Raw genomic sequence first — 13,379 nt, forward strand, 5'->3', positions numbered from 1 at the left:
GACGGGGCGCGTCAGCTCCGGCCGAGCACCGAGCCGATCGCGCCCGCCGCTCCCGCGTGGGCGAGGTACTCGTCGATGTTGTGCGCACGGTCGCGGCCGTTGGAGACGGCGAGCTGGGTGAGCTTGCCCCAGCGTTCGTCCTCCAGGGGACAGCCGATCGCCACCCCGTCCGTGGGGCACCAGACGTTGACCCAGTCACGCACCCGGGGCGGCCGGTGCGGGCCGTGGGCGAGGAGCCGTTCGTTGACGCCGTCCAGGCCGAGCGGGCTGCCCGCCGTGATGAGCAGGACCGGGTCGAGGCCGTCCGGGAGCCGGGTCAGCAGGTCCAGGCCGACGACCGTGCCCAGGCTGTGTGTGACCAGCACCAGTTCGCCGGTGGTGGGCATGGTCTCCATGACGCTGTCCAGCACGGACCGGCGTACGGCGCCGTCGCCGAGGTACCGGTCGACGTCCCGCAGGAATGTGGCGATGGTCCACTCGTCCAGGTCGGACCGTGCGGCCAGCCAGCTGAGCGGCCGGTGCAGTGCCCCGACCAGGCCCGCTCCGAAGCCCTCCGTGGCCGCGGGGCCGTCCTGGGGCATGCCGGCCCGGGCGGCCGCCTCGTAGAGCAGTCGCTCGTAGGAGCCGGTGGGCGATTCCGCGGCGAAGACCTCGGCGGCAGCGGCGGCGCTCACCTCGTCCAGGCCGATGGCCCCGGCCGTGCTCTCCCTGCCGCTCACGAGGTTGTGGAGTCTCGTGCCGTAGAACGGGAACCACACGTCCTCGGGGTCGACCGGAGGCAGGGACGCGAGGGTGAGTCCCCGGTTCAGGCCCGCTGTCCACACCACGCGCAGGTCGTGGGGATCCTTGCCGTGCTGGTCCCTGCCGTGCAGGAAGACCAGGTGGCGGCGGCCGCCGAAGGCGGTGCTCCGGGCCGGGCGCCCGGCCTTGGGCCGGTGGGCATCCGTCCCGCTCTCCGCTGCCGGAGTGAGGGAGGCCGGCGGGGGCGTGACGCCGGGCACCGCCGGCGAAGGGAGCGGGGCCGTGCTCTGGCCCAGGCCCGAGTCCGGGCCCATCTCGGTCAGCAGGGCGCGGGGCCCGGGGGCGAGGTCCAGCCGGGCCAGGTGCTTGAGGACCGAGCTGATGCGGACGCCCTCGTTGGCGACCCACTCGATCGCGTCGTCGCCGTCTCCCTCGCGCCAGGGCTGCCCGTCCTTGCGCAGGACGCGGCCCTGGTCGTCCTTCTTCGGCACGCCGCTGTGGTGCAGGGCCACGACCTCCCACTGGTCGTTGAAGACGGGGGAGCCGGAGTTGCCGGGGCGCGTGTCGGTTCGGTAGTGGACGAAGTCGTCGAGCCGTACCAGTACCGCGTTGTCGCGCAGAACGATCTCCTTGAGGCGCCCGTCCGGGTGGCCGATGATGTTCACCTTCTCGCCCAGCACCAGCTTGCCGAGCTGCACGCTGAGCCGGTTCCAGCCGAAGATCTCGCCCGGCGCCCGGCCGTCCTGGGCGGGGGTGACCGCGACCAGGGCGAAGTCCAGGCGTCTGTCCGCGGCGAAGAAGGCCCCGGGGTCGAGCTCCATGCGGACAGAGGTGTCGGGGACGTTGTCGACCGTGACCTGGGCGTTGAACTCGGCGAAGCACCGGCGGGCGAAGCCCTCGTCGGGCAGCACGTGGTGGTTGGTCATCATCAGCCGCGGCGACACCAGGAAGCCGGTGCCGTGCGGAAGCTCACGGCCGTCGCGGCGCAGGGTGATCCGGGCGACCGAGGCCCCGGCCCTGACCCCTCGGGGCAGAAAGCTCCAGGCCTGGAGCTCGTTGGACAGGTCGATGATGCGCTCGTTGGCGTCGGGCAGGTCCATGGCCTCGCCGTGGATGTCCGCCACGACCGCCGAGGGCGACAGACCGCCCCGCTCGAGGATCCGGTCGGCGCGGACGGCGAGCGCGTCCGGGGTGTCCGGGAACCGCACGCCGGCCGCCAGCCGGCCCTCGACCCGCTCACGCTCCGCGGCGGAGTCCTCGTACCGCCGCGCGGCCTCATCCGTGGCCTGTTTGTGCAGCTCCCCGTTGGTCCGGCCCGTCACGGACATGTGTCCCACCGTCCTGTTCGCTCTCGCTGGGCCCCTTCGGCCAGTACGCCCCGGTCCGCGGCGGTCCGCAACAGCGAAAGCCCCCGCGCGGCCAATGCCGGGCGGGGGCTTTCGAAGTGGGGGAGAGCTGCGCGCGTTATGAGGCCGAGGTCCCGGCCGGGCGGATCCAGAGGCGCTGCCCGGTGGCGGCGGCCTGCTGAACGATCCGGTTGACGGAGGCGGCGTCCACGACAGTCGTGTCCACGGGCGTGCCGTCGACATCGTCGAGGTGCATGATTTCGAAGCGCAAGGGCTTCTCCCTTCGTCTGGTCATCCTCCTGAGGAGAACTACTCGGTGTGGCGGCCCACGAGGCTTCGGTGCCCGGTGTTCCGTATGAGTCAACAGGACTGCATGGTTCAAACATTCCCTACGCTAAGGAAATTTTTCGAACGGCTAATTACTGAGCCGTAAGAGTGTCGTTACAGGACCGACCGGGATCAGTTGTGTTCGCAGCGTGACCGCCAGGACAATGGAAGTGATGAACGACGACCTCGCGGAGCTGAGCGCCCGCATCGACCGCACCAACGAGCTGCTCCAGCGCATGCTCGCCGAGGTGGCGAAGACACCCTCGACCCATGCGATCTTCGTCGATGCCGGGTACCTCTACGCCGCCGCGGGACGGCTCGTCGCCGGCACGGAGGACCGCCGCGCCTTCGACCTGGACGCCGAGGGCCTGATCGACGCGCTCATCGACAAGGCCCGGACGATCTTCGCGGACAGCAGGCTGCTGCGGGTCTACTGGTACGACGGTGCCCGCCGCCGCATCCACACGGCGGAGCAGCAGACCATCGCGGAGCTGCCGGACGTGAAGGTGCGCCTCGGTAACCTGAACGCCAACAACCAGCAGAAGGGCGTCGACTCGCTCATCCGCTCCGACCTGGAATCACTCGCCCGGCACCGCGCCATCAGCGACGCGGCACTGCTCGGCGGCGACGAGGACCTGGTGTCGGCGGTGGAGGCGGCGCAGGGCTACGGCGCCCGCGTGCACCTGTGGGGCATCGAGGCACCGGAGGGCCGCAACCAGGCGGAGCCCCTGCTGTGGGAGGTCGACAGCCAGCGCACGCTCGACCTCGACTTCTTCAAGCCGTACGTCTCCCGCCGCACGGCCGCCGCCTACGAGGCGACCACGGGCCGGCCGACCCGCGAGGACGTCCGCTTCGTGGGGGCCCAGATCGCGGCGAAATGGCTGGCGGCACGCGGCCGGGACACGCTGGGGGAACTGCTGCACGGCCACCCCTATCTGCCCGGCTCGGTCGACCAGGACCTGCTCGTGGAGGCGGAGGGCCTGTTGCAGTACTCGCTGCGCGGGCAGGCCGACCTGCGTCGCGCCCTGCGGGACGGGTTCTGGGAGCATCTGCGGGCGCAGTACTAGCCCCCCGGTCGCTGTTCCGCTCGGTGCCGTCCCAGAAGTCGGCGAGGGCGACGGCCATCGGCAGGGGCCGGTCGACGTTGGGGGAGTGCTCGGCTCCCGTGATGACCGTGCGGTGCGCGTTCAGCCGCAGGGCCATGTCGTCGAGGATCGCCACCGGCCAGGTGTCGTCGTGCGCGCCCGACAGGACGTGGAACGGCAGTGGCACGGCGGCGAGTTCGCTGATGCGGTCCGGCTCGGTGCACAACTGGTGTCCGGTCGCGCGCAGTTGCGCGGGCTTGTTGCCCAGCCAGCGTCGGCGCAACTGCTCCTGGTCACCGATGCCGCGCGCGGGCCCGCCGACCTCCTCCGGCGGCCCCATGGCCTGGATGGCCTCCCACACCTCCTCCATCGACATGACGGCGAGCGCGTCCCGCAGCAGCTTCACGCGCTGCTGCTGGGAGACGGAGATCTCCGCCGGACCGGACGAGACCAGGGTGAGGGAGAGGAAGGGGGTGTGGTCGAGCAGCACGGCCGCACGGGCGATCTGCCCGCCGAACGAGTGCCCGACGAGGTGCACGGGAACGCCGGCCGCCTCGGCCTGCGCGAGCACGTCCCGGGCCAGTTCCCGCTGGGTGTAGGCGGACTCGTCGGCGACCGGCCCGTCCGACTCGTGCTGCCCTCGTCCGTCCACGGCGACGAGCCGGTAGCCGCGCTCTCCGAGCGGCTCGTGCAGCAGGCTGAAGTCCTCCTTGCTCCCGGTGAATCCGGGCAGCATCAGGACAACTCCCCTGATCCGCGCACCCGCCTTCGGCGACGAGTCGACGACGGCGAACTCACCGCGGGCCGTGCGCAGGGGGTAGGCGCGGGCGCCCGGGGGCGGGGTGAAGGTGGCTTGCCTGCTCACGGGGTGAGGGTAGCGGGTGGGGTGCGCTCTCCGGTGGGAGGCTTGCGACCCGTGAACGCCGACGGCCCGGCCCCACCTGGGTGGGACCGGGCCGTCGGGCGGAAGGTGTCAGCCCTCCGTGGGCTCCGCGGTGGCCGTGGCCTTACGGGTGCGGCGGGCCTTGGGCTTCGCCTCGGCCGCGCCCTCGGCGGAGGCCGTGGCGGCCGTCTTCCGGGTCCGGCGCGGCTTGGCTTCGGCGGCGTCGGGCTCCTGGGCCGTCTGGGCCGGGATCCCGGCGGTGACGGTCTCGGCTGCCTCGACCGCTTCGGCGGCTGCCTTGCGGGTGCGGCGGCGCGGCTTGGCCTCCGTGCCCTCGGCTGTGTCGGCGGCGGCTTCGGCCGCTGCGGCGGTCTTCCGGGTCCGGCGCGGCTTGGCCTCGGCGGCTTCGCCCTCCGGAGCCACGGCGGCCGTCTTCCGGGTCCGGCGCGGCTTCGCCTCGGTCGCCTCGGCCGTGTCGACGCCCGCCTCGGCCTTGGGCGCCGCCTTGCGGGTACGGCGCGGCTTGGTCGCGACGGCCTCGACGGCGTCGGGCTCCTGGGCCGTCTGGGCCGGGATCCCGGCGGTGACGGTTTCGGCTGCCTCGACCGCTTCGGCGGCTGCCTTGCGGGTGCGGCGGCGCGGCTTGGCCTCCGTGCCCTCGGCTGTGTCGGCGGCGGCTTCGGCCGCTGCGGCGGCCTTCCGCGTGCGGCGCGGCTTCGCCTCGGTCGCCTCGGCCGTGTCGACGGAACCTTCCGCCACTGCCGTCGCCTTGCGCGTACGCCTCGGCTTGGCCTCGGTGGCCTCGGCTGTGTCGACGGCGGCTTCGGCCGCTGCGGCGGCCTTGCGGGTGCGGCGCGGCTTGGCCTCGGTGGCTTCGCCCTCCGGAGCCGCGGCGGCGGTCTTGCGCGTGCGGCGCGGCTTCGCCTCGGTCGCCTCGGCCGTGTCGACGGAACCTTCCGCCGCTGCCGTCGCCTTGCGCGTACGCCTCGGCTTGGCCTCGGTGGCCTCGGCTGTGTCGACGGCGGCTTCGGCCGCTGCGGCGGCCTTGCGGGTGCGGCGCGGCTTGGCCTCGGCGGCTTCGCCCTCCGGAGCCGCGGCGGCGGTCTTGCGCGTGCGGCGCGGCTTCGTCGCCACCGGCTCCGCGACGGACTCGGCGGTCCCCTCGGCCGTGTCGACCGCAGCCTCGGCCGCGGACGTCGCCGTGCTCTGACGGGTGCGCCGACGCGTCTTGGTGCCGGAAGTCTCCGGCTCCGCGGTCACCGGGGCATCGGCTACGACGGCTGCGGACTCCGTGGCCGACGGCGTCACCGCGGCCTCGGTCTCCACCACCGGCGTCTCCGACCGGCGCGTACGGCGCCGGCGCGGCTTCGCCGCCTCGGGCGTCTCCGTGTTCGTGCCCTCCGCCGTCGCCACGGCGTTCGCCGCCCGCTCGGACGGGGCGGACTCGACGGCCGTGACCGGCGCCGATTCGGCCGGGCTGCCACCGCGGGTGCGGCGGCGACGGCGCGGGGTGCGCGGAGCCGTGACGGCGTCCGCCTCGGCGGTGCCGCCCGTGGCGGTGGTGTCCGGTGCGGTGGTGCCGGCGGACTCCGGCGACGAGCCCAGCGCCGCTCCGCCGCGCGTACGGCGGCGGCGTCGCGGGGTGCGCTCGGAACGCTCGCGCTCGGAACGCTCGCGCTCGGCCGGCCGGGACTCGTCCCGGCCGCCGCGGACACCCCGGCCACCCCGGCCGCGCGGCGCCCGGCCGCCCGGCTCGCCCAGGTCCTCCAGCTCCTCGGCGTCCAGCCCGGCGCGCGTGCGCTCCGAGCGCGGCAGGACGCCCTTCGTGCCCTCGGGGATGCCGAGGTCGGAGAAGAGGTGCGGGGACGTGGAGTACGTCTCCGGCGGGTCGTTGAAGCCCAGATCCAGCGCCTTGTTGATCAGCTGCCAGCGCGGGATGTCGTCCCAGTCGACGAGCGTGATCGCCGTACCCTTCGCGCCCGCGCGGCCCGTACGGCCGATGCGGTGCAGGTACGTCTTCTCCTCTTCCGGAGACTGGTAGTTGATGACATGGGTCACGCCCTCGACGTCGATGCCGCGGGCGGCGACGTCGGTGCAGACGAGGACGTCCACCTTGCCGTTGCGGAAGGCGCGCAGGGCCTGCTCGCGGGCGCCCTGGCCGAGGTCGCCGTGGACCGCACCGGAGGCGAAGCCGCGCTGCTTGAGCTGGTCGGCGAGATCCGCCGCCGTCCGCTTCGTCCGGCAGAAGACCATCACCAGCCCGCGGCCGTCGGCCTGCAGGATGCGCGAGACCATCTCGGGCTTGTCCATGTTGTGCGCGCGGTAGATGTACTGCTTCGTGTTCGCGACCGTCGCGCCCGCGTCGTCCGGCGCCGTGGCGCGGATGTGCGTGGGCTGCGACATGTAGCGGCGGGCCAGGCCGATGACCGCGCCCGGCATGGTGGCCGAGAACAGCATCGTCTGGCGCCGGACCGGCAGCATGTTGATGATCTTCTCGACGTCGGGCAGGAAGCCCAGGTCGAGCATCTCGTCGGCCTCGTCGAGGACCAGGCACTTGACGTGCTTCAGGTTCAGCTTCTTCTGCCCGGCGAGGTCGAGCAGCCGGCCCGGGGTGCCGATGACCACATCGACGCCCTTCTTCAGGGCCTCGACCTGGGGTTCGTAGGCCCGGCCGCCGTAGATCGCCGTCACGCGCACGTTACGGGCCTTGCCGGCCGTCAGGAGGTCGTTGGTCACCTGCTGGCACAGCTCGCGCGTGGGGACGACGACGAGCGCCTGCGGGGTGTCGGTGAGGTCCTCGGGCTTGGCGCGTCCGGCCTCGACATCGGCGGGGACGGTGACGCGCTCGAGGAGCGGGAGGCCGAAGCCCAGCGTCTTGCCGGTGCCGGTCTTGGCCTGGCCGATGACGTCCGTGCCCGTGAGGGCCACGGGCAGCGTCAGCTCCTGGATGGGGAAGGGGGTGGTGATGCCGACGGCCTCAAGGGCCTCGGCGGTCTCGGGGAGGATTCCGAGCTCTCGGAACGTCGTAGTCAGGGTGCTGCCTCTTCTGTGTGGGGCGGTGCGAGGCGAGCGCGGGGGTCGTGTACGGACCGTGCCGGGGACGTCGGCGGCCTTGCGGCGGTGCCGTTGGGCACGGGACCACTGTCGACGCTCTAGCGCTCGTACCGCTGAGGGTGTCCCTCCGGGCTCCGTACGCACAGTGCCATACGGACGCGGAGGTCTGTCGGGTCGGAGCCGATCGGGCCACCGACCGGGCATCCTCATACGTGCGGCCCGTCGAGGTACGTCGAAGTACCAGCAGGCGCATTACCACCATACCCCGGAATCCCGCACATGCGATGGCCGATTTGGTCACGTAGCCGTTGTCACAGTGATTGACCAGGGCCTTACGCCTCTCGACGGGCGGGCTATTGTGCGCTTCATGACGAGCTCTGACAAGCCTGAGAACGCCTCGGACACCACCGCCACCCCGGCCGAACACACCGGAGTCGCCGCCCGGGACTGGGCGACGGCCGCTGCCGACCCGCAGTACCGCGCCGCTGTCGTGGACCTGCTCGGCGCGCTCGCCTACGGGGAGCTGGCGGCGTTCGAGAGGCTCGCGGAGGACGCCAAGCTGGCGCCGACGCTGGCGGACAAGGCGGAGCTGGCGAAGATGGCGTCGGCCGAGTTCCACCACTTCGAGAGGCTGCGCGACCGGCTCGCCGAGATCGGGGAGGAGCCGACGCGGGCGATGGAGCCGTTCGTCGGCGCCTACGACGGCTTCCACAAGCAGACGGCCCCCTCGGACTGGCTGGAGGGGCTCGTCAAGGCGTACGTCGGCGACTCCATCGCCAGCGACTTCTACCGGGAGGTGGCCGCCCGCCTGGACTCCGACTCCCGTGACCTGGTGCTGGCCGTGCTCGACGACACCGGCCACGGCGGCTTCGCCGTGGAGAAGGTGCGTGCCGCCATCGACGCCGATCCGCGGGTGGGCGGGCGGCTCGCGCTGTGGGCGCGGCGGCTGATGGGCGAGGCCCTGTCGCAGTCCCAGCGGGTGGTCGCCGACCGGGACGCGTTGTCGACCATGCTGGTGGGCGGCGTCGCGGACGGCTTCGACCTGGCCGAGGTCGGCAAGATGTTCTCCCGGATCACCGAGGCCCACACCAAGCGGATGGCCGCGCTGGGGCTGGCCGCGTAGCGCTCCTGCCAGGGGGCGGCCGCATCGCGGTTGTCGGAATGAGCGCGGTGTGCGCTTCCGCGGGCTGTGGGGACGCTGCGGGCCGCCGGTGGCTGGTCGCGCGGTTCCCCGCGCCCCTTTCAGGGGCGTTGGCCGCCGCCCCTGACGGCTCCGGCTACGCCGTGGCTGATCGTCGGCGCAGGCGGCGCCCCGCCGGCCGCAGCAGCAGCGACAGCGAGGCCACTGAGACGATCACCGCGCCGAGCAGGACCAGCAGCAGGTGCCCGGCCTCCAGCGCGCTGTGCATGACGAAGGCTCCGAAGAGGGCTCCGGCGACACCGGTCGACAGGACCAGGGGGCGAGCCGGGAGCCTGTGCGACAGGCGTTGCGTGGCCGCCCAGGCCAGAGCCAGGCCGAGGATCGCGGAGCTCAACGCTTCCAGGAGCATGTCGGGGTCCCTCCCACATGGCCGGCCTGCCCAAATCGGTCGTAGCCCGTCTTACCCCTGACCTGCGGAATCCAATCCCATTCTGTGCGTGCTCTGTGCTCCATCCGTGGAGGAACCCAGGTGCCCCACGGGGACCCGGAGAACGCGAGCGGGGCGGGACGGCCATCGGCCGTCCCGCCCCGCTCACGCGCCTACAGCGCGCCGAAGCCCACCTTGCGCGGGGCCGGCTCGCCGATCTCGACGTATGCGAGACGGTCGGCCGGGACCAGGATCTTGCGGCCGTGTTCGTCCACGAGGCTCAGCAGCTGCGACTTTCCGGCCAGTGCCTCGGCCACGACGCGCTCGACCTCCTCGGGGCTCTGACCGCTCTCCAGAACGATCTCGCGGGGTGCGTGCTGCACGCCGATCTTGACCTCCACGGCTATGTCCCTCCGACGGTCAGTGATGTGCGCGACCTTCCGCGCCGTACGCAGCACACATTAGCCCGGCGAGGGGACCCCGCAGTCCCCGCCCGAGAACGCCACGAGCGAACACCGGGCGGGAACAAAGCGTCCTCAGTGGTGGTCGGTCCCGTGCAGCGGGAAGCCGGCGATGCCGCGCCACGCCAGCGAGGTCAGCAGCTGCACCGCCTGGTCGCGCGGCACGCTGCGGTCGCTGTGCAGCCAGGACCGCGCCACGACCTGGGCGAGGCCGCCCAGGCCCGAGGCGAGCAGCATCGACTCCGCGCGCGACAGGCCGGTGTCCTCGGCGATGACGTCGCAGATCGCTTCCGCGCACTCGTTGGTGACCTTGTCGACGCGCTCGCGCACGGCGGGCTCGTTCGTCAGGTCCGACTCGAAGACCAGGCGGAAGGCGCCGCCGTCGTCCTCGATGTACGCGAAGTAGGCGTCCATCGTCGCCCGGACGCGCTGCTTGTTGTCCGTCGTCGAGGCGAGCGCGTGGCGCACGGCCTGGATGAGCGACTCGCAGTGCTGGTCGAGCAGTGCGAGATAGAGGTCGAGCTTGCCCGGGAAGTGCTGGTAGAGCACCGGCTTGCTGACGCCCGCGCGCTCGGCGATGTCGTCCATCGCCGCCGCGTGATAGCCCTGGGCCACGAAGACCTCCTGGGCGGCTCCCAGGAGCTGGTTCCGTCGGGCACGGCGTGGCAGGCGTGTACCCCGCGGGCGAACCGCCTCTGTCTGCTCGATGGCTGTCACGCCGCCTCCCATAGTCGTCCACGTGCGGATCTGGCCGCGTCGCCATCGTACTTTTCGGTAACCGTGCTGTGCGCGGTGAGAGCGCAGAATTTCACGGACCGGACGGTCGCGAAAGCGGTTGCGAAGGTTTCAAACAGGGGCAGAGCGGGCAAAATGCAGCCTCTTTCCTGTTCAACAGCGCTGCTTGCCGCCCCCGGCGGGGAGCGTCACCGGTAGTCGTCCTCGTCGAGGGAGACGACCCGGGCCTGCTCCACCAGGTCGGCCTCGTTGGCCCGGTCCGGGTCGACGCCGGTCAGCGGGTCGTCGCGGTCCGGTGTGAGGTCCGCCTGCTGCTCGGCCGCGTCGACCTCGGGGGCTTCGACGTCGTACTCCTGCGCCTGAGGCGCGTCCTCGGCCTCGAATGTCTCGGGGTCGGTGGGGTCTACGGCCATGCTGGGCTCCCTTCCTACGAATGTCCCTGAGGATGCAGGGGCCACATGCGGGTGCCCTCTGTACGAGCCTAGGAGACACCCGATCCGGACGCTATGCGATCCGCGTCCGGGGTGTGACGCAGTGCGCACCCCCTGAACTGCTCCTGTCCGATTCTTGTGACGGCGAACACAGGCGAACACATGAGCCACTGCGTGATCGTCTCGTAACATTGCCGCATGTCTTCGACCGAGCTGCCGTTCGTGCCGCCCGCCAATGTGCTGCCGAAGGTGGGGGGCGTCAGGGTCGCGGAGGGCGAGCGGCTGCGGTCGGTCGAGCTGTCCGGGGTCACCCTGACGGTGCGTTCGCGACCGCCCGCGCGCGAAGGGCTGCCTCCCGCGCTCTACGTGCACGGGCTCGGCGGTTCCTCGCAGAACTGGTCGGCGCTGATGCCGCTGCTGGAGGGGGTCGTCGACAGCGAGGCCGTCGACCTGCCGGGTTTCGGCGACTCCCCGCCACCGGACGACGGCGACTACTCCGTCACGGGGCACGCGCGCGCGGTCATCCGCTACCTCGACGCCTCCGCGCGCGGTCCCGTGCACCTGTTCGGGAACTCGCTCGGTGGCGCCATCACCACCCGTGTCGCGGCGGTACGGCCCGATCTGGTCCGTACGCTCACGCTCGTGTCGCCTGCCCTGCCGGAAATCCGCGTGCAGCGCTCCGCCGTGCCCACGGGGCTGCTGGCGGTGCCCGGTGTCGCCCTGCTCTTCACCCGGCTCACCCGCGCCTGGACGGCGGAGCAGCGGGTCCGCGGCGTGATGGCGCTCTGTTACGGGGATCCGGGCATGGTGACGCCGGAAGGTTTCCGCAACGCCGTGCAGGAAATGGAGCGGCGGCTGCGGCTGCCGTACTTCTGGGACGCGATGGCGCGGTCCGCGCGCGGGATAGTCAACGCGTACACGCTGGGCGGCCAGCAGGGGCTGTGGCGCCAGGCCGAGCGCGTTCTCGCGCCGACCCTCCTCGTCTACGGTGGCCGTGACCAACTGGTCGGCTTCCGCATGGCGCAGAAGGCGGCCCGGACCTTTCGTGACTCGCGGCTGGTGACGTTGCCGGACGCCGGGCACGTGGCCATGATGGAGTACCCGGAGACGGTGGCCCTGGCGTTTCGTGAACTTCTCGAAGGGTCCGGGGAGTTGGGGACGCGGCGAGCACGGCGGGCCCAGGGCGGCGCCGTCGACAGAGAAAGCACCGACGAGAGCATGGGGGGCTGAGGCGCGAAGTGGGACGCCACAGCCGCCGCGGGGCGGTCGCCAAGGGCGACACCGCGGACGTGACCGCAGTACGGGACGACCGGGCCGGGTCGACGCAGGGAGAGAGACCAGGGCAGAGCCAGGCGCCGGACCCGGGCCGGGGAGGCTACCCGGCACCGCCCGGTGCCGGGCAGGCCGGCCGGCCGCCGCAGGGCGCCGGCCCTCGCCGCACACCGGGGCCGCGGCCAGCACCGGGTTCCGGGCCCGCACCGGGTTCCGGTACGCCGCCGTACGGGATGCCGCACCTGCCGGACGGTTGGCGTCCGGACGGCACCCCGGGGCGCGGTGTGCCACGGCTGCCCGACGGCACCCCGGCGCACGGCTTCCCCTATGCCCGTGGAGGCCATCCCGAGCAGCGGGAAGCCGGGGGCGGCTGGGGTGAGTTGAGGGAGAACGGCCGGGGCACCTCTCCCATACCGCGGCAGCGGCGTGCGTCCGTGCCCGGGCCGCGGCAGGAGTACCTCGAAGCCTTCGGCGAAGGGACCGACGCCTTCGCGCCCCGTACGGCCGCCTCCGCGCACGCGGCGGACGCCTACGCCTCCGTCACGGACTGGAGCGCGGGCACTCCGGCCGACACCCCCTTCGGCGACTACGGCCGCGACCGCGACGACGGCGATGACCGTGACTACGACCGCGACGACGCGGAGCCCACCGGCGCGCCCGCGCCGGTCAAGGGCGGCAAGGGCCGCACCTTCACCGGCATCGCGGCCGCCGCCGTCACCACCGTGCTGGCCGTGGTCGTCGCCGGCCAGGTCGCCGACGACCAGGGCGGTGCCGACGTGCAGTCGCAGTCCGCCACCGACCAGGCCCGCGACCTCCGGGACTCCGCGCCCCACAGTGGCGGGCAGGCCCCCGCCCCGGACTCCGACGCGAAGCCGCTCACGTACGCCGAGAAGATGGCCAGGACGTACCCGCTCGGTGCCGAGCTCAAGGGCACGGGGAAGTTCGACGCCGTCCCCGGCATCGCGAAGGCGCCCGGTACGGGGCAGAAGCACACCTACCGCGTGGACGTGGAGCAGGGACTCGGGCTGGACGGCGAGCTCTTCGCCGAGGCCGTGCAGAAGACGCTCAACGACCAGCGCAGCTGGGCCCACAACGGCGCGCACACCTTCGAGCGCGTCTACTCCGGCACCCCCGACTTCGTGATCACTCTCGCCAGCCCCGGCACGACTGCCGACTGGTGCGCCAAGTCCGGCCTGGACACCACGGTGGACAACGTCTCCTGCGACTCGGCCGCGACCGAGCGCGTGATGATCAACGCCTACCGGTGGGCGCAGGGTTCGCCGACGTACGGCGACAAGATCCACGCCTACCGGCAGATGCTGATCAACCACGAGGTCGGGCACCGACTCGGCTACAACCACGTCACCTGCGACAAGGACGGCGACCTCGCCCCGGTCATGCAGCAGCAGACCAAGTTCCTCAACCACGACGGCATTCGATGCCGTGCCAACCCCTGGGCCTACCCCGGGAATTGAC

At 72.4% G+C, this 13,379-nt stretch carries 11 protein-coding genes and 1 pseudogene; 4 read left to right on the top strand and 8 right to left on the bottom strand.

The features are described 5' to 3' along the window. Positions 1-11: 11 nt before the first annotated feature. Both ACQEV8_RS29145 and ACQEV8_RS29150 read right to left on the bottom strand, forming a co-directional pair. A complete protein-coding gene (locus ACQEV8_RS29145; RefSeq protein ID WP_432966107.1) occupies positions 12-2,069 on the bottom strand; it encodes a trypsin-like serine peptidase in 2,058 nt (685 codons plus the stop codon). Positions 2,070-2,205: 136 nt separating this feature from the next. Then, the gene (locus ACQEV8_RS29150) at positions 2,206-2,358 is read right to left on the bottom strand and encodes a hypothetical protein (protein ID WP_432966110.1); all 153 of its coding nucleotides are present in this window, start codon (positions 2,356-2,358) and stop codon (positions 2,206-2,208) included. A 229-nt stretch (positions 2,359-2,587) separates the two neighbouring features. On the opposite strand from ACQEV8_RS29150, the gene ACQEV8_RS29155 reads away from it, so the two are divergent. Beyond that, a complete protein-coding gene (locus ACQEV8_RS29155) occupies positions 2,588-3,481 on the top strand; it encodes an NYN domain-containing protein (RefSeq protein ID WP_432966113.1) in 894 nt (297 codons plus the stop codon). Positions 3,482-3,509: 28 nt separating this feature from the next. Here ACQEV8_RS29155 and ACQEV8_RS29160 read toward each other — a convergent pair. After that, positions 3,510-4,364: pseudogene (locus ACQEV8_RS29160) on the bottom strand (alpha/beta fold hydrolase); the annotation flags it as partial. A 108-nt stretch (positions 4,365-4,472) separates the two neighbouring features. Beyond that, entirely contained in the window at positions 4,473-7,322 is a 2,850-nt protein-coding gene (locus ACQEV8_RS29165) for a DEAD/DEAH box helicase (protein ID WP_432973072.1), read from the bottom strand. Positions 7,323-7,803: 481 nt separating this feature from the next. Here ACQEV8_RS29165 and ACQEV8_RS29170 point away from each other — a divergent pair, with 481 nt between their 5' ends. Further along, entirely contained in the window at positions 7,804-8,559 is a 756-nt protein-coding gene (locus tag ACQEV8_RS29170; RefSeq protein ID WP_432966116.1) for a ferritin-like domain-containing protein, read from the top strand. Positions 8,560-8,713: 154 nt separating this feature from the next. Here the strand turns inward: ACQEV8_RS29170 and ACQEV8_RS29175 are convergent, their stop codons facing one another. From ACQEV8_RS29175 to ACQEV8_RS29190, 4 genes are all read right to left on the bottom strand, one after another. Continuing rightward, a complete protein-coding gene (locus tag ACQEV8_RS29175) occupies positions 8,714-8,986 on the bottom strand; it encodes a hypothetical protein (protein ID WP_432966119.1) in 273 nt (90 codons plus the stop codon). A 191-nt stretch (positions 8,987-9,177) separates the two neighbouring features. Next, positions 9,178-9,405, bottom strand: a complete 228-nt coding sequence (locus ACQEV8_RS29180) for a DUF3107 domain-containing protein (protein ID WP_189723087.1) — start codon at positions 9,403-9,405, stop codon at positions 9,178-9,180. Positions 9,406-9,540: 135 nt separating this feature from the next. Then, positions 9,541-10,182: a TetR/AcrR family transcriptional regulator gene (locus tag ACQEV8_RS29185; RefSeq protein ID WP_432966123.1), complete on the bottom strand. Its 642-nt coding sequence runs from the start codon at positions 10,180-10,182 to the stop codon at positions 9,541-9,543. Positions 10,183-10,388: 206 nt separating this feature from the next. After that, positions 10,389-10,613 (bottom strand): hypothetical protein, encoded by a 225-nt coding sequence (locus ACQEV8_RS29190; RefSeq protein WP_432966126.1) that lies wholly within the window; start codon positions 10,611-10,613, stop codon positions 10,389-10,391. A gap of 216 nt (positions 10,614-10,829) precedes the next feature. Between ACQEV8_RS29190 and ACQEV8_RS29195 the strand changes: the two genes are divergently transcribed. Beyond that, positions 10,830-11,861 (top strand): alpha/beta fold hydrolase, encoded by a 1,032-nt coding sequence (locus tag ACQEV8_RS29195; RefSeq protein WP_432966129.1) that lies wholly within the window; start codon positions 10,830-10,832, stop codon positions 11,859-11,861. 8 nt (positions 11,862-11,869) lie between these two features. Further along, entirely contained in the window at positions 11,870-13,378 is a 1,509-nt protein-coding gene (locus tag ACQEV8_RS29200; protein ID WP_432966132.1) for a DUF3152 domain-containing protein, read from the top strand. Position 13,379 lies beyond the last annotated feature (1 nt).

The organism is Streptomyces sp. CA-179760 (assembly GCF_050937045.1).
Taxonomy (GTDB): domain Bacteria; phylum Actinomycetota; class Actinomycetes; order Streptomycetales; family Streptomycetaceae; genus Streptomyces.

What these genes read in the sequence shown, in the direction of transcription:
- ACQEV8_RS29195 (WP_432966129.1), top strand. Translation starts at nt 10,830, where the DNA reads ATGTCTTCGACCGAGCTGCCGTTCGTGCCGCCCGCCAATGTGCTGCCG.
- ACQEV8_RS29175 (WP_432966119.1), bottom strand. Translation starts at nt 8,986, where the DNA reads ATGCTCCTGGAAGCGTTGAGCTCCGCGATCCTCGGCCTGGCTCTGGCC.
- ACQEV8_RS29155 (WP_432966113.1), top strand. Translation starts at nt 2,588, where the DNA reads ATGAACGACGACCTCGCGGAGCTGAGCGCCCGCATCGACCGCACCAAC.
- ACQEV8_RS29190 (WP_432966126.1), bottom strand. Translation starts at nt 10,613, where the DNA reads ATGGCCGTAGACCCCACCGACCCCGAGACATTCGAGGCCGAGGACGCG.
- ACQEV8_RS29145 (WP_432966107.1), bottom strand. Translation starts at nt 2,069, where the DNA reads ATGTCCGTGACGGGCCGGACCAACGGGGAGCTGCACAAACAGGCCACG.
- ACQEV8_RS29170 (WP_432966116.1), top strand. Translation starts at nt 7,804, where the DNA reads ATGACGAGCTCTGACAAGCCTGAGAACGCCTCGGACACCACCGCCACC.